Source organism: Micromonospora sp. NPDC049151 (assembly GCF_040648395.1).
In the GTDB taxonomy this organism is placed as follows: Bacteria; Actinomycetota; Actinomycetes; order Mycobacteriales; family Micromonosporaceae; genus Micromonospora.
Genome location: NZ_JBEZDP010000009.1, coordinates 155,849 through 177,153, shown reverse-complemented (window position 1 = coordinate 177,153; position 21,305 = coordinate 155,849). Strand labels below are relative to the sequence as shown.

General features: G+C 73.0%; 20 protein-coding genes. 10 read left to right on the top strand and 10 right to left on the bottom strand.

The features are described 5' to 3' along the window. Nucleotides 1-26: 26 nt before the first annotated feature. The 7 genes from AB0B20_RS13575 (at nucleotide 27) to AB0B20_RS13545 (ending at nucleotide 7,185) form a co-directional block, all read left to right on the top strand. Nucleotides 27-863, top strand: coding sequence for a siderophore-interacting protein (locus AB0B20_RS13575; protein ID WP_357388656.1), 837 nt, complete (start codon nucleotides 27-29; stop codon nucleotides 861-863). 57 nt (nucleotides 864-920) lie between these two features. After that, complete coding sequence (locus AB0B20_RS13570; protein ID WP_357388654.1) at nucleotides 921-2,555, top strand: BCCT family transporter; 1,635 nt, start codon at nucleotides 921-923, stop codon at nucleotides 2,553-2,555. 44 nt (nucleotides 2,556-2,599) lie between these two features. Next, entirely contained in the window at nucleotides 2,600-3,574 is a 975-nt protein-coding gene (locus AB0B20_RS13565; protein ID WP_357388652.1) for an ABC transporter ATP-binding protein, read from the top strand. Further along, nucleotides 3,571-4,422, top strand: coding sequence for an ABC transporter permease (locus AB0B20_RS13560; protein WP_357388650.1), 852 nt, complete (start codon nucleotides 3,571-3,573; stop codon nucleotides 4,420-4,422). Before AB0B20_RS13565 ends, AB0B20_RS13560 begins: the two co-directional genes overlap by 4 nt. 10 nt (nucleotides 4,423-4,432) lie before the next feature. After that, complete coding sequence (locus AB0B20_RS13555) at nucleotides 4,433-4,678, top strand: helix-turn-helix transcriptional regulator (RefSeq protein ID WP_357388648.1); 246 nt, start codon at nucleotides 4,433-4,435, stop codon at nucleotides 4,676-4,678. 96 nt (nucleotides 4,679-4,774) lie between these two features. Then, nucleotides 4,775-6,646 carry a DNA primase gene (dnaG, locus tag AB0B20_RS13550; protein WP_357388646.1) on the top strand — a complete coding sequence of 624 codons (1,872 nt, stop codon included), beginning with the start codon at nucleotides 4,775-4,777 and terminating at the stop codon, nucleotides 6,644-6,646. Next, nucleotides 6,646-7,185, top strand: a complete 540-nt coding sequence (locus tag AB0B20_RS13545) for a hypothetical protein (protein WP_357388644.1) — start codon at nucleotides 6,646-6,648, stop codon at nucleotides 7,183-7,185. Before dnaG ends, AB0B20_RS13545 begins: the two co-directional genes overlap by 1 nt. A gap of 3 nt (nucleotides 7,186-7,188) precedes the next feature. Here AB0B20_RS13545 and AB0B20_RS13540 read toward each other — a convergent pair whose 3' ends face one another. Genes AB0B20_RS13540 through AB0B20_RS13520 form a run of 5 tightly spaced genes read right to left on the bottom strand, consistent with a single transcriptional unit; the run spans nucleotide 7,189 to nucleotide 10,153 of the window. Further along, a complete protein-coding gene (locus AB0B20_RS13540; protein WP_357388642.1) occupies nucleotides 7,189-7,563 on the bottom strand; it encodes a type II toxin-antitoxin system VapC family toxin in 375 nt (124 codons plus the stop codon). Further along, the gene (locus tag AB0B20_RS13535) at nucleotides 7,560-7,814 is read right to left on the bottom strand and encodes a type II toxin-antitoxin system prevent-host-death family antitoxin (protein WP_043329066.1); all 255 of its coding nucleotides are present in this window, start codon (nucleotides 7,812-7,814) and stop codon (nucleotides 7,560-7,562) included. Before AB0B20_RS13535 ends, AB0B20_RS13540 begins: the two co-directional genes overlap by 4 nt. A gap of 33 nt (nucleotides 7,815-7,847) precedes the next feature. Beyond that, a complete protein-coding gene (locus AB0B20_RS13530) occupies nucleotides 7,848-8,405 on the bottom strand; it encodes a TetR/AcrR family transcriptional regulator (RefSeq protein WP_357388640.1) in 558 nt (185 codons plus the stop codon). Next, on the bottom strand, nucleotides 8,402-9,193 hold the full coding sequence (locus AB0B20_RS13525) for an ABC transporter permease (RefSeq protein ID WP_357388638.1): 792 nt from the start codon (nucleotides 9,191-9,193) through the stop codon (nucleotides 8,402-8,404). The genes AB0B20_RS13530 and AB0B20_RS13525 overlap by 4 nt, the downstream gene beginning before the upstream one ends. Before the next feature lie 36 nt (nucleotides 9,194-9,229). Then, the gene (locus AB0B20_RS13520) at nucleotides 9,230-10,153 is read right to left on the bottom strand and encodes an ABC transporter ATP-binding protein (protein WP_357388636.1); all 924 of its coding nucleotides are present in this window, start codon (nucleotides 10,151-10,153) and stop codon (nucleotides 9,230-9,232) included. A 77-nt stretch (nucleotides 10,154-10,230) separates the two neighbouring features. Here AB0B20_RS13520 and AB0B20_RS13515 point away from each other — a divergent pair, with 77 nt between their 5' ends. Beyond that, the gene (locus AB0B20_RS13515; protein ID WP_357388634.1) at nucleotides 10,231-10,770 is read left to right on the top strand and encodes a GNAT family protein; all 540 of its coding nucleotides are present in this window, start codon (nucleotides 10,231-10,233) and stop codon (nucleotides 10,768-10,770) included. Nucleotides 10,771-10,785: 15 nt separating this feature from the next. On the opposite strand, the gene AB0B20_RS13510 is transcribed toward AB0B20_RS13515, so the two are convergent. From AB0B20_RS13510 to AB0B20_RS13490, 5 genes are all read right to left on the bottom strand, one after another. Then, a complete protein-coding gene (locus AB0B20_RS13510) occupies nucleotides 10,786-11,757 on the bottom strand; it encodes a TAXI family TRAP transporter solute-binding subunit (protein ID WP_357388632.1) in 972 nt (323 codons plus the stop codon). After that, complete coding sequence (locus AB0B20_RS13505) at nucleotides 11,754-12,146, bottom strand: roadblock/LC7 domain-containing protein (RefSeq protein ID WP_357388630.1); 393 nt, start codon at nucleotides 12,144-12,146, stop codon at nucleotides 11,754-11,756. The genes AB0B20_RS13510 and AB0B20_RS13505 overlap by 4 nt, the downstream gene beginning before the upstream one ends. Then, nucleotides 12,143-14,497: a sensor histidine kinase gene (locus tag AB0B20_RS13500; protein ID WP_357388628.1), complete on the bottom strand. Its 2,355-nt coding sequence runs from the start codon at nucleotides 14,495-14,497 to the stop codon at nucleotides 12,143-12,145. Before AB0B20_RS13500 ends, AB0B20_RS13505 begins: the two co-directional genes overlap by 4 nt. 64 nt (nucleotides 14,498-14,561) lie before the next feature. Beyond that, nucleotides 14,562-15,581, bottom strand: a complete 1,020-nt coding sequence (locus tag AB0B20_RS13495; RefSeq protein WP_357470605.1) for a TAXI family TRAP transporter solute-binding subunit — start codon at nucleotides 15,579-15,581, stop codon at nucleotides 14,562-14,564. Next, nucleotides 15,557-17,857 (bottom strand): TRAP transporter fused permease subunit, encoded by a 2,301-nt coding sequence (locus AB0B20_RS13490; RefSeq protein WP_357470601.1) that lies wholly within the window; start codon nucleotides 17,855-17,857, stop codon nucleotides 15,557-15,559. The genes AB0B20_RS13495 and AB0B20_RS13490 overlap by 25 nt, the downstream gene beginning before the upstream one ends. A 948-nt stretch (nucleotides 17,858-18,805) precedes the next feature. On the opposite strand from AB0B20_RS13490, the gene AB0B20_RS13485 reads away from it, so the two are divergent. Together AB0B20_RS13485 and AB0B20_RS13480 are read left to right on the top strand one after the other, a co-directional pair. Continuing rightward, nucleotides 18,806-19,909: a YihY/virulence factor BrkB family protein gene (locus tag AB0B20_RS13485; protein ID WP_357388622.1), complete on the top strand. Its 1,104-nt coding sequence runs from the start codon at nucleotides 18,806-18,808 to the stop codon at nucleotides 19,907-19,909. 207 nt (nucleotides 19,910-20,116) lie between these two features. Next, a complete protein-coding gene (locus AB0B20_RS13480; protein ID WP_357470598.1) occupies nucleotides 20,117-21,295 on the top strand; it encodes an ROK family protein in 1,179 nt (392 codons plus the stop codon). Nucleotides 21,296-21,305: the final 10 nt, after the last annotated feature.

Sequence of the window (21,305 nt, the reverse complement as noted above, 5' to 3'; positions counted from 1 at the left end):
GCGGCGCTTAGGCTAGCCTAAGCGTTATGACGGACCGCCCGAAGAAGCTCACCGCCGCCACGGTCGTCCGGACCACGCGGCCCACCCCGCACCTGATCCGCCTCGTGCTGGGGGGTCCGGAGCTGGCCGGGCTGCCGGTGGGCGCGTACACCGACCACTACGTGAAGTTCGCCTTTCCGCCGGCCGGGGTGAGCTACCCGGACCCGGTCGACCTGGCGACGATCAAGCGGGAGTTCCCGGCGGAGCAGTGGCCGCGCCTGCGCGCGTACACGGTGCGGGCCTGGGACGCCGCGGCCGGTGAGATGACTGTGGACGTGGTGCACCACGGCGACGAGGGTCTGGCCGGGCCGTGGGCGGCGGCGTTGCGCCCCGGCGACCGGGTGTTGTTCACCGGGCCGGGCGGCGCGTACGCGCCGGACCCGGTGGCCGACTGGCACCTGCTGGCCGGCGACGAGAGCGCGCTGCCCGCCATCGCCGCCGCCCTGGAACGCCTGCCCGCCGGGGCCCGCGCGACGGTGTACGTCGAGGTGGACGGTCCGCCCGACGAGCTGCCGCTGGACAGCGCCGCCACCGTCGACCTGCGCTGGCTGCACCGGGCCGGGCGCCCGTACGGCGAGCCGCTGGTCGAGGCGGTCCGGGCGCTGGAGTTCCCGCCCGGCCGGGTGCACGCGTTCGTGCACGGCGAGGCCGGGGCGGTCAAGGAGCTGCGGCGGCTGCTGCGGGTCGAGCGCGGCGTGCCCCGGGGTGACCTGTCCATCTCCGGCTACTGGCGGCGGGGCATGGACGACGAGGGCTGGCGGTCGACCAAGCCGGCCTGGAACGCCGCCGTGGAGGCCGAGGAGGCCGCCACCGTCGCTGCCTGACCGGCGTCCTGCGGCGTTCCGGCCCGCCGATACGGCCGGTCCGCCCACGATGAGGGCATGACGGGACGGATGGGGCAACGGCCCGCGACCCAGCCGGTCGACCGGGTGGTGCTCGGGGTCGGGGTCGCCGGTGTGGTCGCCGTGGTGCTGTGGGGCGTGCTCGCCAGGGGTTCACTGGCCCGCTTCGGCGAGTCCGGCCTGGCCTGGACCGTGGGCACCTTCGGCTGGTTCTTCGTGGTCGCGGCCGACGCGTTCCTGGTGCTGGCGGTGGTGATCGCCGCCACCCGGTTCGGCCGGATCCGGCTGGGCGCCGACGACGACGAGCCGGAGTTCGACACGCTGGCCTGGATCGCCATGATGTTCAGTGCCGGCATGGGCATCGGCCTGGTGTTCTTCGCCGTCGCCGAACCGATCCAGCACTACGCCGCGCCGCCGCCGGCCTCCGGGGTCGAGCCGCAGACCGGGGCCGCCGCCGCGACGGCCATGCAGTACACGCTCTTCCACTGGACGCTGCACCCGTGGGGCATCTACGCGATCGCGGCGCTGGCACTGGCCTACTCGACGTTCCGCAAGGGGCGGGGCAACCGCATCTCGTCCGCGTTCGCACCGCTGCTCGGCGACCGGACCGACGGTCCGATCGGTCGCGCGATCGACCTGCTCGCCGTCTTCGCCACCGTGTTCGGCTCCGCGACCAGTCTCGGCCTGGGCGCGCTCCAGGTGGCGGCCGGCCTCGACCTGGTGGCCGGCGTGCCGGACAGCCGGGCCGTCGAGTTGACGATCATCGGCGCGCTCACGCTCGCGTTTGTCGTGTCCGCCTTCTCCGGCCTGCACCGGGGCGTCAAGTGGCTCTCCACCACGAACGTCCTGATCGCTGTCGTGCTGATGCTGTTCGTGTTCGTGGTCGGTCCGACCGTCTACACGCTGGAGGTGCTGCCGGCCTCGATCGGTGACTACCTGAGCGGCCTGGTGCGGATGTCGACGCGGACCGGCGCGTTCTCCGACCCGGGCTGGCTGGGCTCGTGGACCATCTTCTACTGGGCGTGGTGGATCTCCTGGGCACCGTTCGTGGGCACGTTCATCGCCCGCATCTCGCGCGGCCGTACGGTCCGGCAGTTCCTGATCGGGGTGCTGCTGGTGCCCAGCGGTGCCAGCGCCGTCTGGTTCGCGATCATGGGCGGCACCGCGTTGCGTACCCAGACCACCGGCACCCGTGACCTGGTCGCGGATGTGGGTGCCAGCTCGGAGCAGGCGCTGTTCGGGCTGCTCGACGCGCTGCCGCTGGCCACGCTGACGAGCGTGCTCGCCATGGTGCTGATCGGGCTCTACTTCGTCACCAGCGCCGACTCCGCGTCCCTGGTGCTGGGCTCGCTCAGCTCGCGGGGCGCGCTGCGGCCGCACCGCGGGGTGGTGGTGCTCTGGGGCGTGCTGATCGGCGCGGTGGCGGGGGCGTTGCTGCTGGCCGGAGGTCTGGCCGCGTTGCAGCAGGCGACCATCCTGGTCGCGTTGCCGTTCGTCGTGGTGATGCTGGGCCTGGCCGTGGCGGTCGTGCGGGAGATGGCTGTCGATCCGATGATCCGCCCCGGGCCTCCGCCCCGCCGCTCCGGCCTGGCCGCGGCGGTCCGGGCGGCGCGGTCGTACGAGGAGGAGGATCCGGCCCCCGTCACGAGATGGTTCCATCGCCCTCGCCGTTGAGTGGGGATACCTCGATTTATAGTAGAGATGCTACATTCCGAGGTATGACTGCGGTCGAACTCCCTGGGGCCGTCGCGTCCCCCCGACCGCCCGACGAGGATCTCGTCCTCGACGTGCGGGATCTGCGTATGCGCTACGGCGCCGTCGACGTGCTGCACGGCGTCGACCTGACCGCCCGGCGGGGCGAGGTGGTGGCGCTGCTCGGGCCCAACGGCGCCGGCAAGACCACCACCATCGAGATCCTCGAAGGCTTCCGGCTGCCCTCGGCCGGCACGGTGCGCGTGCTCGGCACCGACCCCGCACGCGGCGACGAGCGGTGGCGCGCGCGGCTGGGCGTGGTGCTCCAGTCCTGGCGCGACCACGGCAAGTGGCGGGTGCGGGAGCTGCTCGCCCACCTCGGCGACTTCTACGCGCCCTACGCCACCGACCGGATCCCGCGCCCGTGGCCGGTCGACGACCTGCTGGACACCGTCGGGCTGAGCGCGCACGCCGGCAGCCGGGTGGCCCGGCTCTCCGGCGGCCAGCGCCGCCGCCTCGACGTCGCGGTCGGCATCGTCGGCCGGCCGGAACTGCTCTTCCTCGACGAGCCCACCGTCGGCTTCGACCCGGCCGCCCGGCGCGAATTCCACGAGCTGGTGCACCGGCTGGCCGACCTGGACGAGACCACGATCGTGCTGACCACGCACGACCTGGCCGAGGCGGAGAAGCTGGCCGACCGCATCCTCATCCTGGCCGGCGGCCGGATCATCGCCGAGGGCTCACCCGACCAGCTCGCCCGGCGCGTCGCCGGGGACGCCGAGGTGCGCTGGACCCGTGACGGCGAGCGGTACGTGCACGCCACGCCCGACGCCACCGCGTTCCTGCGCGACCTGCTCCGCGAGCACGGCGACCGGATACGCGAGCTGGAGGTGCGCCGGGCCACCCTGGAGGACGCGTACCTGACCCTGGTGCACGAGGAGGAGACGGGTATCCGTACCGGCCGGGCCGAGCGGGTGTGGCAGCAGGAGGCGAACCGATGAACCCGACCACGAACGCGCTGCGGGCCGGGCTGCGGCGCGGCGTCATCGAGCTGCGCGCGACGTTCACCAACGGCCAGGATCTGTGGACCTACTTCTTCCCCACCGTGGTGCTGCTGGTCGCCGTGTTCTGGATGCGCGGCTCGACCGTGCCCGGCACCGACTTCTCCCTCGGTGCCCGTACGCTGCCCAGCGCGCTCGGCATGGGCCTGCTCTTCGGCGGCCTGCTCGGGTTGGCCAACCAGCTCGTCATCGACCGGGAGGACGGCACGCTGCTGCGCGCCAAGGCGATCCCGGACGGCATGCTCGGCTACCTGGTCGGCAAGATCGTGCTGGTCTCGGCGGTCTCGCTGATCGGCGTGGCCATCCAGCTCACGCCCGGCCTGTTCTTCCTGGACGGCCTGCGACTCGGTGACCCGGGCGCGTGGCTCACGCTGGCCTGGGTGGTGCCGCTCGGGCTGGTGGCGACGCTGCCGCTGGGCGCGGTGATCGGCTCGCTGATCGACAACCCGCGCAACATGGGCCTGGTGGTGATGCCGATCTTCGGTCTGATCGCGCTGTCCGGCATCTTCTATCCGATCAACGGCCTGCCCGGTTGGGTGCAGGGCATCGCCCAGGTCTTCCCGCTCTACTGGCTAGGCTTGGGCATGCGCTCGGCGCTGCTCCCGGCCGACCTGGCGGCTGTCGAACTCGGCGGCTCCTGGCGGCACCTGGAGACGCTCGGGGTGCTCGGCGCCTGGGCGGTGCTCGGGCTGGTGCTGGCCCCTGTGGTGCTGCGCCGGATGGCCCGCCGGGAGTCCGGCTCGCGGGTCGCCGCCCGGCGGGAACGGGCCATGCAGCGGGTCGGATGAGAGGGCGGCGATGAGCGAGACCGTGCACAACCGCATCGCGGTGCTGCGCGCCGAACGGGGCGTCTCCCGCCGGCAACTGGCCGACGCGCTCGGTGTGCACTACCAGACCGTGGGTTACCTGGAACGCGGCGAGTTCCGGCCGAGCCTGCACCTGGCGCTGCGCATCGCGGCGTACTTCGAGGTGCCGGTCGAGGTGGTCTTCTCCATCGAGCCGTTCCCGCGCATCGGCGACCCCGCGGCGGCCCGCTCGGCCTGAGCCGGGGGACGGGCGTGGTCGGCCACACGCCCGTCCCCCCGGCCGCCGGAACGTCGGTCCGGCAGGGCAGGATGTACGCCGAGGGGGGTGGCGGTCATGGCGGGGCGGATCCGGGACGAGGACATCGCGCTGGTCCGCGAGCGCACCGCCATCGCGGACGTCATCTCCGAGGTGGTGACGCTCAAGTCGGCCGGCGGCGGCAACCTCAAGGGGCTCTGCCCGTTCCACGACGAGAAGAGCCCGTCGTTCAACGTCTCGCCCGCCCGCAACGTGTTCTACTGCTTCGGCTGCGGGGTCGGCGGCGACGCGATCAAGTTCCTGATGGACGCCGAGCACCTCAGCTTCGTCGAGTCCGTCGAGCGGCTGGCCGCGCGCGCCGGCATCCAGTTGCGCTACGTCGAGGACGACAGGTCCGCGCCGCGTACCCGGCCGCAGCAGGGGCAGCGGCAGCGCCTGATCGCGGCGCACGCCGCCGCCGTCGACTTCTACCGGGCCCAGCTCACCACCGCCGGCGCCCGCCCGGCCCGCGAGTTCCTCGCCGGGCGCGGGTTCGACCGGGCCGCCGCCGAGCGGTACGGCTGCGGCTTCGCCCCGGACGGCTGGGACCTGCTCACCAAGCACCTGCGTCAGCAGGGCTTCACCCACGACGAGCTGGTCACCGCCGGGCTCTCCCGCCCGGCGCGCTCCGGCTCGCTGATCGACCGGTTCCGCCGCCGCCTGATGTGGCCGATCCGGGACATCACCGGCGACGTGATCGGCTTCGGGGCCCGCAAGCTGTTCGACGACGACGACGGCCCGAAATACCTCAACACCCCCGAGACGCCGATCTACAAGAAGTCGCACGTGCTCTACGGCATCGACCAGGCCAAGCGGGAGATCGCCAAGCAGGGCAAGGTGGTGGTCGTCGAGGGCTACACCGACGTGATGGCCTGCCACCTCGCCGATGTGCCGACGGCGGTGGCGACCTGCGGCACCGCGTTCGGCGGCGACCACATCTCGGTGCTGCGCCGGGTGCTGTTCGACAGCGACGAGCGGGCCGGGGAGATCATCTTCACCTTCGACGGCGACGCCGCCGGGCAGAAGGCCGCGCTGCGCGCCTTCGAGGACGACCAGCGCTTCGTCGGGCGTACCTTCATCGCGGTCAGCCCCGACAACATGGACCCGTGCGAGCTGCGCCTGGCAAAGGGCGACCTGGCCGTACGCGACCTGGTGGCCCGCCGCGAGCCGCTGGTGGACTTCGCGCTCCGGCACGTGATCAGCCGGTTCGACCTGGACACCGTCGACGGCCGGGTCGAGGCCATGCGCCGCGCCGCGCCCCTGGTGGCGAAGATCAAGGACCGGGAGAAGCGCCCGGAGTACGTGCGCAAGCTCGCCGGTGACCTCGGCATGGAGATCGAGCCGGTGCAGCGCGCGGTGCTGGCGGCAGCACACGGGCAACCGGGGCCCGGTGCGCCCGCCGCACCCGCACGCCGCGGCCCGGCCGCGCCCGCCGTGGACAGCCCGCGTTCCATGGTGGAGCGGGAGGCGCTGAAGCTGGCGTTGCAGGAGCCGGTCCTGGCCGGCCCGATGTTCGACGCGGTCGAGGCGACCGACTACCAGCACCCGGTGCACGTCGCGGTGCGCGCCGCCGTCGCCGCGGCCGGCGGCGCGTCCGCCGCCACCGGTGGCGCGGTCTGGATCGAGCGGGTCCGCGACGCCTGCGACGACCTGGCCGGGCAGGCGCTGGTCGGCGAGCTGGCGGTGGAGCCGCTGCGCATCGACGGCGAGCCCGACCCGCGGTACGTCTCGATCACCATGGCCCGGCTCCAGTGGAGTTCGGTCACCGGCCGCATCCGCGACCTGAAGTCCAAGATCCAGCGGATCAACCCGGTGAGCAACAAGGACGAGTACTTCGCCCTGTTCGGGGAACTGCTCTCGCTGGAACAGCACGCACGGGCACTGCGCGAGCAGGCCGCCGGAGGATTGTGATGGGACTGTTCAACCGCCGGCCGAAACTCCCGTCGGCAGACCGGCCGCCGCTGGCCGCCGACGAGCGGGTGCTCGCCTGGGCCGCCGCCGGCACCGGCGAGGGCGGCAACGACGGCGTGCTGGTGGCCAGCAACCGCGGGCTGTGGCTGCCCGGCCGGGTGGAGCGCCTCGGCTGGCACGACATCCTCAAGGCGGTCTGGTCCGGCCGCGAACTCACAGTCACCCCGGCCGAACCGGTCGGCGAGCACGACGGCTACCTGGTGGTCGCGGACGGCCTGCCCGAGACGTATCTGCTCGTCGACCCGGGTGACCTGCCGCACCAGGTCCGGGCCCGGGTCACCGGCTCGGTGGCGTACACCTCGCACCACGAGATGCCCGGCGGCTCCGGGCGGATCGCGGCCCGGCGGGTGTCCGGGGTCGACGGGCTGACCTGGACGGTCCGCTACGACCCGGGGACGCCCGACGACGAGGCGGTGACCGCCGAGACCGCCCGGCTGGTAGCGGCGGCGCGGGCCGCCACCGCCCCCGCCGACGCCTGAGGCCTACACCTTGAGGACGTCGACCTCGTAGAGCGGGATGGAGGCGTCGCGGGTGGCCAGGGTCAGGTTCTCCGTGATCGCCTGCGCCACCAGCATCCGGTCGAAGGGATCCCGGTGATGCGGCGGCAGGCGGCCTGCGGTGATGGCGTGGTCGTGGGTCACCGGGAGTTCACGGAAACCCATGTCCCGCACCCGTTCCGCGAGGTCGGGAGGACCGGAGAGCTTTCCCGCCTGCTGCTTGATGGTGATCTCCCAGAGGCTGACCGGGGAGAGGAAGACATCGGGGTCGTGGCGTAGCCGGTCGAGGAACTCGACGGCGAGGGTGGCGTCGCCGGTGATGGCCCAGAGCGCGACGTGGGTGTCCAGCAGCAGGGTCATGCGCCGATCCCGAAGTCGGCGGCGATCTCGGCGTTGGTCTGTGGCGAATCCCAGTCACCCGAGAGGTCCACCTGCCCCGCGAGGGAGCCGATCGCGGTGCGGTCGGTCCGGCGCACCAGCGGTACGACCTTCGCCACCGGGGTGCCCGCCCGGTCGATGATGATCTCTTCGCCGCGTTCCACCCGCTCGATGATGCGCGACAGGTGGGTCTTGGCGTCATGCATGTTGTAGTGCACAGCCTCAGCCGACATGGCGCGCCCTCCTCGGTTAGCTAAGTTCTTAGTTTAGGCACGTGGGCGGGCGCCGTCGAGGAAGAGCGCGACGACCCGGGCGGGTCCGGTCTCGTCGGTGAGGTCGGCCGCGCGGGCCAGGTGCAGGAACGCGTTCATCAGGAACTCCGGTTCGCCGGTGACGGCGCCCTCGGCCCGGGCGTCGGCGAAGAACCGGGTCACCGGCGCCAGCATCAGGGCGACGTAGAGGCCCGAGACGTGCTCGCTGGTCGCGGCGGAGACGAGCGGCAGCGTGTCGTAGATGCGCTGCTCGAACGTGATCGCGTCGCCGTGCTGCCCGGCGGCGACGGTGGCGAGCGCGTGCAGCCGCCGCGGCACGTCGCCGGGGCCGGACAACGCCGCCGAGATCAGGCCGCCGACGTCGCGGATGTACCGTTCCGCCACCGCGATGTAGAGATCTTCCTTCCCGCCGGGGAAGTGGTGGTAGATGGACGGCTTCTGGATGCCGACGCTGCGGCCCACGCCGACCAGGGAGATGCCCTGGTAGCCGGTCGCGGCGAGCTGCTCGGCGAACGCGTCCATGATCTGGGTGCGGGTGTCGGTGGGGCTCATCGGTTCTCTCTCGCGTGGCGGAGGGCGAGGGCGCAGGCGGCGGTTCCGGCGACGGCGAGGACGGCGATCGCCGTGACGCCGATCGGAGCCGCGGTGAGCGCCGCGTCGCCGCCGAGCTGGCGGGCGGTGTCGACGATATAGGTGAGCGGGTTGACGACGGCGATCGCCCGCATCCAGCCGGCCAGTTCGTCGACCGGCGCGAACACGCCGGTGAAGAACGACAGGCCGAACACGGCGAGCGTGACCAGGTTGGTGGCCGACGCCGAGGCGGACCGGATCGCGAGCGCCATGCTCAGCAGCGCGACGCCGAGGCCCAGGGCCAGCATCAGCAGCAGCATCGCGGCGACGCCGGACCAGCTCGCCGGCCGGTAGCCGAGCGCCGTTGCCCCGGCGACGGTCACCGCCATCTGGAGTACGACGGCGACCAGCGCGGCGACGGCCGGGCCGACGAGGAACGGTGTGGTGGTGCCGTGGGCGAGCCGGAGACGGTCCAGGTATCCGCTGGTGAGGTCGCCCAGCACCAGCGTGCCGGCCGCACCCGCGCCGGTGGCGACGCCGGTGAGGAGGATCAGCGGCAGCAGGAACGCGGTGAAGCTCGTCCCGCCCAGGTAGGTGCTGCCGACGGCGTCGAGCTGTCCGGCGTAGACGAGCAGGAAGAACAGGGACTGGGCGACCGGGGCGACCAGCAGCGCGGGCGTACGGAGCACGGCGCGGGTCGAGCGTCCGATCGCCGCGAGGACGACCGGTGCCGGAGACCGGCGGGATGAGGCGACTGCCTGCGGGAGCACGGGTTCGGGCCTTTCGGGTCGCGGTGGGAGCACGCGTCAGCGGGCGGAGAGGGCGACGAAGACGTCGTCGAGGGAGGGCTCGGCGAGGTGGAGACCGGTGATGTCGGCGGCGACGTGGCCGGCCTCGGTCAGGGCGCTCGCCAGGGCCCGCGGATCGTCGGGCACGGCGAGGCGTACCCGGTCCGGGTGATCGGGGTCGGCACGGAACCCGGCCTCGGAGGCGGCGACGAGCGCGTTCGCGGCGGCGGCGCCGGACAGGTCGAGCGTGAGCGTACGGGCGCCGACGCGCTGCTTCAGCGACGCCGGTGAGCCCTGGGCGACCACCCGGCCGTCCCGGAGCACCGCGATCTCCGTGGCCAGCACGTCCGCCTCGTGCAGGTCCTGGGTCGAGATGAGCAGCGACGTTCCGGCCTGGTTGAGGCGGGTCAGCTCGTTCCAGAAGTCGATGCGCGCGAGCGGGTCCAGGCCGGTGGTCGGCTCGTCCAGGATCACCACGGCGGGCTCGGCGACGAGTGCCACGGCCAGGTCCAGCTTGCGGCGGGTGCCGCCGGAGAGCTTGGCGACCCGGGTCGAGCGGTGCTCGCCCAGGCCGAACAGGTCGACGAGTTCCCGCGTGCGGTGGGCCCGCTGCCGGCGTCCCAGCCCGAGCGCCACGCCGTGGAAGTCGAGCACCTCGGCCGGGGAGGCGAGCGGGTCAAGCGCGTTCGACTGCGGCGCGAGGCCGATGAGGCGCCGGGCGTCCCGCGCCTGGGTGACGGTGTCGAACCCGCCGACGCGTACCGAGCCGGACGTCGGGGTGCGCAGCGTCGCGATGATCTCCAGCAGCGTGGACTTGCCCGCGCCGTTGTGGCCGAGCACGACGAACCGGGCGCCGGGCGCGACGGTCAGGTCGAGCGCGCGCAGGGCGTCGCGGCTGCCGTAGGTCTTGGTGAGGGCGGTGGCGAGCACGAGCGGGGTCATGCCGCCACCCTACCGACCGGTCGGTAGGGTGGCCAAATCCGGTTGTCGGCAGGCCAGCCCGCCGTTAGCGTCGCGGCATGTTCGCCACCGACCGGGTCCGCCTGCGCCCGCCCACCCCGGACGACGCGCCGGACATCTTCCGCCTGCACGGCGATCCGGAGCTGCACCTGGTCACCGACGACGAGCCGTTCCTGCCGCACCACGTCGGGCAGGTCCGGGCCCGGCTGGAGAAGCGCGCCGCCGAGCAGCCGGACGCCGGCGCTCCGGTGTCGCTGCTGGCCGAGGCCGTCGCCGACGGCACATTCCTCGGCACCGGCGTGCTGTGGGGCATCAACACCTTCAACGGGTACGCGCACCTCGGCATCACGCTGCTGCCGGACGCGCGTGGCCAGGGCTACGGCACCGAGGTGATCCGGCTGCTCTGCCGGTACGGCTTCCGCAACCGCAACCTGCGCCGCCTGGAGATCGAGACGCTGGCCGGCAACACGGCCATGCGGCGTACCGCCGAGAAGTGCGGCTTCGTCCACGAGGGCACCCAGCGCGACCGCGAGTACGACGGCGACGGCTTCACCGACCTGGTGATCTACGGCCTGCTACGGCGCGACTGGACGCCGTAGCAGGCGGTCTCGCGCTCAGCCGGTGCGGTAGAACCGCTGCGCGCCCGGGTGCAGCGGGATCGGCCGGGTCGCCGCGGCGCTCGCCCGGTTGAAGTTCGCCGCCTCCGGGTGCACCTGGATCAGCTCGCCCTGCCAGGTGAACAGCACCCGGGTCAGGTCGTACGCGAGTTGCTCCGGCATGTCCGCCGCCACCAGGATCACGTTCGCCACAGTGATCGTCGGTGTCGGCTCGGGTGTGCCGTAGACCTCCCTCGGCAGCGTCGCGGTGGTGTAGACCGCGCCGAAGCGCGCGCTCAACGGCTCGATCAGCTCGTTGAGCGGCAGCAGCCGGAACGTGCCCGGAGCGGAGGTGAGCAGGTCCTTGACACCCGGTGTGGGCAGGCCGCCGGAGAAGAACATGGCGTCCAGGCCCTTGGCCCGCATCCGCTTGACCGTCTCCGGCAGCGACAGGTTGAACCGCTGGATGTCCCGGGTCGGGTCGATGCCACCGGCGGTGAGCAGGCGCCCGGCGATGATGTCGGTACCGGACTTCGGCGAACCGGTGGAGATGCGCTTGCCGCGCAGGTCGGCGAAGCTGCGGATCTTGCCGTCGGCGCGGACGATCACGTGGGTGTAGTTGCTGTAGACCCGGGCCAGCGCCCGTACCGGCTGCGGCTGCTTGTCGAACGCGCCGCGCCCGTCGACCGCGTCCGCCGCCGTGTCGGCCAGGCTGAACGCGATCTCCATGTCCCCGCTCGCCACCCGGGTGATGTTCTCCACCGACGCGCCGGTCGGCTCCGCCCGCGCCTCGTACCCGGGCAGGTGGCGGGTGATCAGGTCGGCGTACCCGCCGCCGAGCTGGTAGTAGACGCCCGTGGTGTTGCCGGTGGCCAGGAAGATCCGGCCGCCGTGCCACGCCTCGGGGGCGGAGTCCTCGGCCGCGCAGCCGGCGGTCACCAGCACCGCCGTCATCAGCGCGGCCACCAGCCGCAGCGGCCGGCCGGTCACCGGCGGACCGCCGGTTCCAGCGCCTCCGCGACCCGCTGCACCAGCGTCGCCGTCTCGTAACCGATCTGGCCCAGGTCGCAGCCGGGCGCGGCCAGCACACCCAGCAGCGCCCGTTCGCCCACCGCCATCACCAGCATCACGCCGCCGTCCATGTCCACGATCTGCTGGCGTACCCGGCCGGCGGACATCAGCCGGGCCGCGCCCACGGTCAGGCTCGCCAGTCCGCTGATCACCGCCGAGAGCTGGTCTACCTGGTCGAGGGAGAGGTCCGGCGAGGACGCCAGCCGCAGTCCGTCCTCGGAGACGGCGAGCGCGTGTGAGACGTCCGGCACCTGCTCGGCGAAGTTCGCCAGCAGCCAGTCCAGTCCCGTGGAGGACGGTGAGGTCATGGTCTTCTCCCGTTGGGTGTGGTGTTCGGGGCACGGCGCGTGGCGCTGGCCACCCCCTCGGCGAGGGCGGACAGCCGGGCGCGTACCACTTCGGGGTCGAGCAGATCGGTCGCCGGCGGCGGCGCGACGGCGCCCGGCATCTGCTCGGGCAGGTGCCCGCCCACCGGCCGCCGGGGCAGCCCGGCGGCGGTGGTCGGCACGGGCGTCGGCGGCGTGCTCACCGGCCGGATCCGCGCCGCGCTCGGTGCCAGCAAGGCGCCACCGGGCGTGCGGACGGCGGCGACCCCGCGCACCGGGCCGACGGCTGCCGGAGCCGCGGTGACCAGGTCACGGGAGCCGGCCGCCGACCGTGCGGCGGGCCCCGCCTTGAACCAGGCTGCGGCGCGCGGTCGCCGCTCCACAACCGGCCGGGACGCCACCGACTCCACCCGGGTCAGCACCGACTCCGGTACGTCGACCTGCGCCACCGTGCCGGTGCCGGGGTTGTGCAACTGCACCCGGATGCCGTGCCGCGCGGCCAGGTGGGCCACCACGTGCAGGCCCATGCTGCCCGCCGCGGCGCTGGAGAGCGTGGCCGGCGCGGCCAGCCGCTCGTTGATCTCGGCAAGCCGGCTCTCGCTGACGCCGATGCCCTGGTCGTGTACGCGCAGCACCAGCCCGTCGACTGTGCGCCGCCCGTCGACGAGCACCCGGGCGTCAGGTGGCGAGTAGACGGTGGCGTTCTCCAGCAGCTCGGCCAGCAGGTGCACCAGGTTGCCGGCCGCCGCGCCGTGCACCGCCGCGGTCGGCACGTCGATCTCCACCCGCGGATAGTCCTCGATCTCGGAGGCCGCCGCCCGCACCACGTCGTCGAGCAGCAACGCGCCCTCGTGGCCCCGGCCGGGCTCGCCACCGGCGAGCACCAGCAGGTTCTCCCCGTTGCGCCGCAGCCGGGCGGCGAGGTGGTCGAGCGCGAACAGCCGGGCCAGCGCGTCCGGGTCGGTCTCCTCGCGCTCGAAGTCGTCGAGCAGCCGCAGCTGCCGGGTGATGAGCGTACGGATGCGGCGGGCCAGCGCCTCCGCCATCCGGGTCACGTCCAGCCGCAACTCGGCCTGCTGCCCGGCCAGCCGCAACGCCGCCCGGTTCACCGTGTCGAACGCCTCGGCGACCTGCGCCACCTCGTCCTGGCCACGCCGGATCCCGTCGGTCATCCGGGTCGCCGGACCCTCGGCGGGTGTCCGCTCGCCCGCCGCGATCGCGGTGATCCGTTCCGGCAGCTCCCGGTTCGCCATGGTCAGGGCGGCTACCCGCAGCCGGCGCAGCCGCCGGCTGGTGCGTACCGCCAGCAGCACGGCGGTGACCAGCGAGCCGAGCGCGACTGTGCTCGTCGCGCCAGCTGTCAGCACCGCACGCACCCGGGCCGCGCCGGCCAGGTCTGCCGCGTCCCGGTCCAGCCCGTCGGTCAGGTCACGGCCGAGCAGGTTGTACCGGCGGATCGCACCGCTCTGCGCCACGTACCAGGCGTCACCGTCGGTCTTCACCGTGCCCGGCGCGCCGTCGGAGTCGAGCACGGCGTCACCTATCCGGCGGGCAGTGGTCACGTCGGTGCCGTCGACCAGGCGGTACCAGGCCCTGTTCGCCGGGGCGGAGGCGATCCGCAGGAACTCGGCCTGCCGCTGCTCCCGGGCGCCCCGCAGCCGGCCCAGCCGGGCCAGTTCGCCACTTTGCAGTCCACCCCGGACGAACACCGCCCGCAGCAGGTCGCGCTCCAGCGCGGACAGATGCTCCTGGGCGGCCACCGAGGCCACCTCGCGCGCCTGGTTGGCCAGGCCGGCGTCGCGGAGCTGGCTCGGCAGCGCGTCCGCGACCGCGAGCAGCGACTCCACCAGCGACACGTATGCGGGATCGCCACGCTCACCGGCCAGGGCCAGATCCCGGGTGGGCGCGAGCTGTTCCAGACGCCCGCGCGCGTCGTCCAGCACCCCGGCCAGATCGGGGGCGGCCCGGCGCGCGTCCCCCTGGGCCGAGCGGTAGCGCTCCACGGCCGTGTCCACCCGGCGGCGCTGCGCGTCCACGAGCGGGCGGCCGGACGTGCCACCGCGCTGACGCAACGCGGCCGTCTCGGCCAGTTCGCGTTCCAGCTCGTGCACCAGCCGCACGGTCGCGGTGGCCGTGCCGGCCAGGACGCGTGCCCGGTCGGCGTCGGCGGACGCGTCGAGCGCGGCGCCGGTCTGCGCCGTCCCCAGCACGATCAGGCCGGCGGTGGCCACCAGGATCGGGGCCAGCAGTTGGACGCGGACCGAGCGGAGGCGTCCGGTGCGGTCCGCGGAGCGGTGATGCCGGCGTACGCGAGCCGGGTGGGGCAGCGGCACGGGGGTCTCCGGGTCGGGTCGGTGGGCCGGGCCCGGACGCACGTCCGGGCCCGGCCCGTTCGGGTCAGCTCGCGCCGAGGTCGCTCAGCGCCCGCTCCGCGCCACGGTGCAGCGGCACCGGGTCGGTCTTGCGTGCGTTGCCCAGCTCGATGCCCTTCGCCGCCGGGTTCGCCTGGGCCAGGGCGTCCTTGGAGTCGAAGACCGTCCGGGTGATCGCGCAGGCCACGTCGGCGTCCAGGTTGTCCCGCACCAGCAGCACGTTCGGCACCACGATGGTGGGCACGTCGGCCGGGGTCCGGTAGACGTCCTTGCCGATGGTGCCGGCCTGGTACGCCGGGTTCAGCTCGGCCATCTTCGGCAGCAGCGGGCTGATGTCGAGGAACTTCACCTTGTCACCGGACGTGGTGAACAGGTCGGTGACCCCGCCGGTCGGGACGCCGCCGGACCAGAAGAAGCCGTCGACGCTGCCGTCCTTCATGCCGTCGACGGTCTTGGTGAGGTCCAGCCGCTGCGCCTGGACGTCCTTTGCCGGGTCCAGCCCGGCGGCGGTGAGCAGCCGGTTGGCGATGACCTCGGTGCCGGACTTGGGCGAGCCGGTGGAGATCTTCTTGCCCTTCATGTCGGCCACCGACGTGATCCCCGCGTCGGCGCGGACCACCACCTGGGTGTAGTTGTCGTAGATCCGGGCCAGCGCCTTGACCGGCTGTGGCGAGCTGAAGCTCCCCTTGCCCTGCACCGCGTTGACAGCGGTGTCGAACAGGGAGAACGCCACGTCGTACTGGCCGGCGACGAGCTGTTCGACGTTCTGCACCGAGGCGCCGGTCTCGGCGGCCGTCCCGGTGAGCTTGCCGTCGGTGGCCTTGCTCAGCTCACCGGCGAGCGCGTTGCCGACCACGTAGTACACGCCGGTGGCGTTGCCGGTGGCGATGCCGACCCGGGTGTCCTTGGTGACCTTGCAGCTGACCTCGCGGGCGGCGTCGTCCTTCGCCGCGCCGTCCTGACGGCCCCCGCAGCCGGCGGCACCGGCGGCGACCAGGACGAGCGCTCCGACACCCGCCACTATCCTCGCGTCGATCCGTCCCACTCTCTCTCCTCCCCATGGTCCACGGATTTTTCGACCGACGGGTGGCCGGCGTGCCCGGCGGCGCCACGTCGGACGTACACGCCCGCGACCGCGAGCGCGGTGAGCGCCGCGCCGATCGCCATGGGCAGCGGTTCCAGCCAGAGCAGCACCAGTCCGGCGAACGCGCCGACGATCCGCTCCGGCGCGCCGGCCGGGCCCACACCGGGGAGCCAGCCACCGGCCGCGACCGCCAGCACGGCCACGCCCAGCGCCGACACCAGGCCGGCGGTCACGATCCGCCCGGCGCCGCCGATGCCGAGCAGCCCGAGACCGGTCGGCGTGACCACGAAGGCCAGCGGGATCAGGTACGCCGGCAGCGCGTACCGCAGGGTCTGCCACATGGTCGGCACCAGCCGGCCGCCGGTGACGGCGGCGGCGGCGACCGCTGCGAGCGCGGTCGGCGGCGAGACCTCGGACAGCACCGCGAAGTAGAAGACGAACATGGCCGCGGCGGGCGCGGCGACGCCCAGGTTCAGCAGCGCCGGACCGATGATCACCCAGCCGATGACGAAGGACGCGGTGACCGGCACGGCGAGGCCGAGCAGGCTCAACGCGACGGCGGCGAGCACGGCGGTCAGCGCCAGCACCACGGCCGGCTCGGAACTGACCGACTGCGCGCCGTCGATCAGCAGCGCGGCGGCCTGCGGCCCGAGGCCGGTCTTCGTGGTGGTGGCGGTGATGATGCCGGCCGCGGCACAGACGGCGCTCACCGCGAGCACCCCGCGTACGCCGTCGCGCAGCGCCGCCACCAGCCGGGCGGGCGTGAGCCGGTGCCGCCGGTCCAGGAAGGACAGCACCGCCGCGATCACTGTGGCGATGACCACCGCCCGCGTCGCCGAGGCGCCGAGCGCCAGCACCAGGATGATCACGAGAAGCGAGAGGAAGTGATAGCCGAAGCGGGCCAGCAGCCGCCAGGCCGAGCCGGTGTCGATGACCACCGGCCGGACGCCGGAGCGCCGGGCGTCGATCTCGACGGAGAGCAGGATCCCCAGGTAGTAGAGGATCGTCGGCACGGTGGCCCAGCCGAGCACCTGGAGGTAGGACACACCCAGGTACTCGGCGATGATGAACGCCGCGGCGCCGAGCGTGGGCGGCGACAGGATCGCCCCGACTCCGGCGGCGGCGAGCATGCCGCCCGCGCGTTCGGCCGGGTAGCCGGCGCGGCGCAGGATCGGCCAGGTCACCGCGCCGATGCTGACGGTGGTGGCGGCGCCGGAACCGGAGACCGTGCCGAGCAGGAAGCCCGAGGCGACGGCGGTGCGCCCGGCGGCCGTCCGGGAGCGGCGGAACGCGGCCGCGGACAGCTCCACGAAGAACCGGCCCGCGCCGGACAGGTCGAGCACCGCGCCGTAGATGGTGAACAGCACGATGTACGAGGCGGCCACGTCCAGCGGGGTGCCGTAGAAGCCGCTGTCGGAGTTGTAGAACGCGTCGACGAGCTGCCCGAAGTCGAGCCCCGCGTGCGCCACCGGCCAGCCCTGCGGCAGCAGCCCGCCGTAGTAGCCGTACCCGAGGAACAGCACGCAGACCGCCGGCAGGATCCAGCCGGTGGTGCGCCGGCACGCCTCCAGCAGCAGGAGCAGCAGCCCGGTGCCGAACGCCACGTCCAGCGGATCCAGCAGGCCCTGCCGGTCGAGGAAGGCGTCGTAGCCGCCGCCACCGGCGCCGACGGTGACCGGCAGTACCGGGTAGAGGCAGACCACGAGCGCCGCGGCGGCCAGCAGCCAGTCCACAGGCGTCGGTCCGTGCCGGTCGTCCACCTCGGTCGCCGTGCGGCGCAGCCGCACCCCCGAGGGGTACGCGAGGAAAACCATCGGCAGGATGCCGGCCAGGAAGAAGATGAGGTAGTACTTGCTGCCCTGGGCCAGCGGGAAGAACACCTGCCAGAGCGTCAGCAGCCCGACCGCGACGGTGACGCCGGTGAAGAGGAGCCCGACCGGCCCGGCGAGCACCCGTCCCGGCTTCTCCTCCTCGAACCGGGCCGCCAGTTCCCGGGCGTCCTTCGTCTGTTCCAGGCTCTGGCCGGGGGTGTGGGTGTCGCTTCCGCCGGGGCTGTGCTGCTCGTCCGTCCGGTGCTGCTCGTCCGTCCGGTGCCGCTCGTCCGTGCTGTGCTGCTCGGCCGCGGCGTGGTGTTCGGCCCGGCTGTGGTGGTGCGTCTCGCCCGGCCCGTCGTCGGCCCACTCGGGGCCGGCCACGCTCCCGTCGTCCGGAGGCAGCGGCACCACCTCGGCGTCCACGTCGGACCCCGGTCGTCCGTCGGACGGCGGCCGGGGTTTGGGGGGAGTCGCGTCGGGGGGGCGAACGGACGGCACGAGGGGGCACGATACGCGAATAGCGCGCATGGTGGGAACATTGCCGATCGTGATTGCAATGAGTGACGGAATGGGGCTTCGCTCACTCATGGGACTCATTTCTTGAAACCGTTTCGCAATGGCTGAGGGCGGTCTCTCGCAGCTCACTCACGACTGTGGGCGGGCGGTTTCTGCAACGATGCAAACGCGTTCCCCTGGAACTGCTGCCGTCACGGAACGTGGTCGATAGGTCCGGTGTCCTCTCGTGGGAGCGGCACCCGCCGTACCGGCCCGAGCCGGGCTGTCCGCCCTGGCGTCGGCCACGCCGCCGGGGCGTCGAGCGGCGGGTGAGCCGCTGGCGGGACCGCGCGCGACCACGCCCGTAGCGACTTCGCCGAGGTGGTGACATCGGTCCCGCGACGACACCGCCGCTTCGTCGAGCCGGCGGTGTCGTCATGCGCGCCCCGGTCTGCCCGCTCGCCCAACCGCGCCGCCGGCTCCGGGGAGTGGAACGTCATGGGTGTCAACGGCGGGCGGAGACACCCATGACGTTCCACTCGCCGTGACGACCGTCGAGATATTGCGCGAGTGGATATTTGTGGCGGCCGACAAGTCGCCACTGTCGCGGAAGGGGGTGGCGGGGTGCCGGTGAGGGTGCCGCGTCGCCCTTGCTGCTCTGCATCCGTCGGCGCACATGATCACGGAGCGTGTTTGTCGCGCGGGTGGCTGCAGAGCAAGGCATTGGCATGACGCGGTGGAAGCCCGAGTGGGGCGCCAACCGACGGGGTGAGCGGGGCGACGGGTGGCGGTCGAGTGGCCGGTTGCGGGCGCGGTGGTTATCGCCGCCGCCGTCAGGGCATGTCGTCCGGGACGACATGCCGATCAGGAGGTGCCATGGCCGCCCGCGACGTCCACGACGACGCCCGAGACGGGCACGACGACGCCCCCGCTTCGCACGACCAGCCCGGTGCCGGAGGCCGGCCCGCACCCCGCGACCGGGGCGACCGGCCGGCCGGGCGGGACCGGGTGGGGCCGGTGGGGCCCGACGACGGGCCGGACAGCCCGGCCGACCTGTCTGGCACGCGCTGGATGGCGACGCTCAAGCGGACCGTACGGGAGTTCCAGGACGACAGCCTGACCGACTGGGCCGCCGCGCTCACCTACTACGGCGTGCTCTCCATCTTCCCGGGCGTCCTGGTGCTGATCTCGCTGCTCGGCCTGCTCGGCGACCGGGCCACCGAGGGGGTACGGGACACCGTCGGGCAGGCGGTGCCGGAGCCGAACATCCGACGCATCATCGAGAGCGCGATCGACCAGGCCGGCCAGTCCGGCGGGCTGGCGAGCATCGCGGCGATTGTCGGTCTGGTGGCGGCGTTCTGGTCGGCCTCCGGCTACATCGCCGCGTTCATGCGCGCCTCGAACAGCATCTACGACGTGCCGGAGGGGCGGCCGATCTGGAAGACGTTGCCGGTACGCCTCGGCGTGACCGCGGTGATCGGGGTGATGCTGCTCGTCAGCGCCGTGATCGTGGTGTTCACCGGCGGCCTGGCCGAGCAGGCGGGAAACGCGATCGGGCTCGGCGAGACCGCCGTGACGGCGTGGAACATCGCCAAGTGGCCGGTGCTGCTGCTGATCGTGAGCCTGATGTTCGCGATCCTCTACTGGGCTTCGCCGAACGCCCGGCACGGTGGCTTCCGCTGGGTGAGTCCGGGTGGCGTGCTCGCGGTGGTGCTCTGGCTGGTGGTCTCCGGCCTGTTCGCGCTCTACGTCAGCAACTTCGGCTCGTACAACAAGACGTACGGCGCGGTGGCCGGCGTGATCATCTTCCTGGTGTGGCTGTGGTTGAGCAACGTCGCCATCCTGCTCGGCGCGGAGTTCGACGCCGAGTTGGAGCGCAGCCGCGCCATCGCGGCCGGGCACCCGGCCGACGAGGAGCCCTACGTGGAGCTGCGTGACGACCGCAAGCTGCGCAAGAAGGACCGGAAGAACTCCCGTTGACCCGAAAACCGCAGCACCCCGCCCGGAAGGAATACGGGCGGGGTGCTGCTTTTCATGATCCACGCCATGCTTTTGTTCGTATGGACAAAAGTTTGCATCGTGCGTGCCGAAGCTATGGACATGCGACCCGGAAGGCTCCTACTGTGTCGGGCACGACACACATCGTCATCGTCGATGTGGCGGACTCCGATGCGGAGGTGACTGCCGGTGCGGACGGTCGACCCCCTGCACGTACGGCTGCTGCGGCTGCTCCGGGACGAGGGCCCGGTGTCCCGCGCCGAACTCGGCGACCGGCTCCAGATGCCCCGCCCGCGACTGGTCGCCGAGCTGGAACGGCTCGTCTCCCTCCGGTACGTGGCCGAGGCCGGACTGGCCGCCTCGCGGGGCGGGCGACGATCCACGCTCGTCGAGCTGAGCCCGCACCTGCGCTTCGCCGCCGTCGACCTGGGTGCCAGCTCGATCGACGTGGAGGTGGTGAACGGCCGGCTGGAGGCGGTGGCCGCCTACACCGAGGCCGCTGACATCCGCTCCGGCCCGAAGGTGACGCTCCAGCGGGTGAACGAGCTGCTGCACAAGGCCAGGGTGGAGGGCGCGTACGAGCGGCTCGACGCGGTCGGCATCGGCGTACCCGGGCCGGTGAGCTTCCGCGACGGCGTGCCGGTCTCCCCGCCGATCATGCCGGGCTGGGACCGGTTCCCGGTCCGCGAGTTGCTCACCCGCGAGCACGGCTGCCCGGCGGTGGTCGACAACGACGTCAACATCATGGCGATCGGGGAGCGGCACGGCGGCGTGGCCCACTCCGTCGACGACTTCCTGTTCATCAAGATCGGTACCGGCATCGGCTGCGGCATCTACCTGCACGGCGAGGTCTACCGGGGCACCGACGGCTGCGCCGGGGACATCGGTCACATCCAGGTCGACCCGAACGGTCCGATGTGCTCCTGCGGCAACCTCGGCTGCCTGGAGGCGGTGTTCAGCGGCGCCGCGCTGGCCCGGGAGGCGGCGGTCGCGGCCCGCGCCGAGACGTCCCCGGTGCTGGCCGAGCGGCTGTCCGCCCGGGGTGGGGTGACCGCGCTGGACGTGGCGCAGGGGGCGGTCGAGGGGGACGTCACCTGCATCCGGCTGATCCGCGACGGCGGCCGGCGGGTCGGCGGGGTGCTGGCCGGGCTGGTGAGCTTCACCAACCCGTCGATGATCGTCATCGGCGGCGGGCTCGCCCAGCTCGGCCACATCCTGCTCGCCGAGATCCGCAGTGTGGTCTACCGCCGGTCGCTGCCGCTGGCCACCGGCAACCTGCCCGTCGTCCTGTCCGAGCTGGGCCCGCGCGCCGGCGTCGCCGGCGCGGCCGTGCTCGCCAGCGACCTCGCGTTCGGCGAAGCAGCGTGAGCGCGAGGAG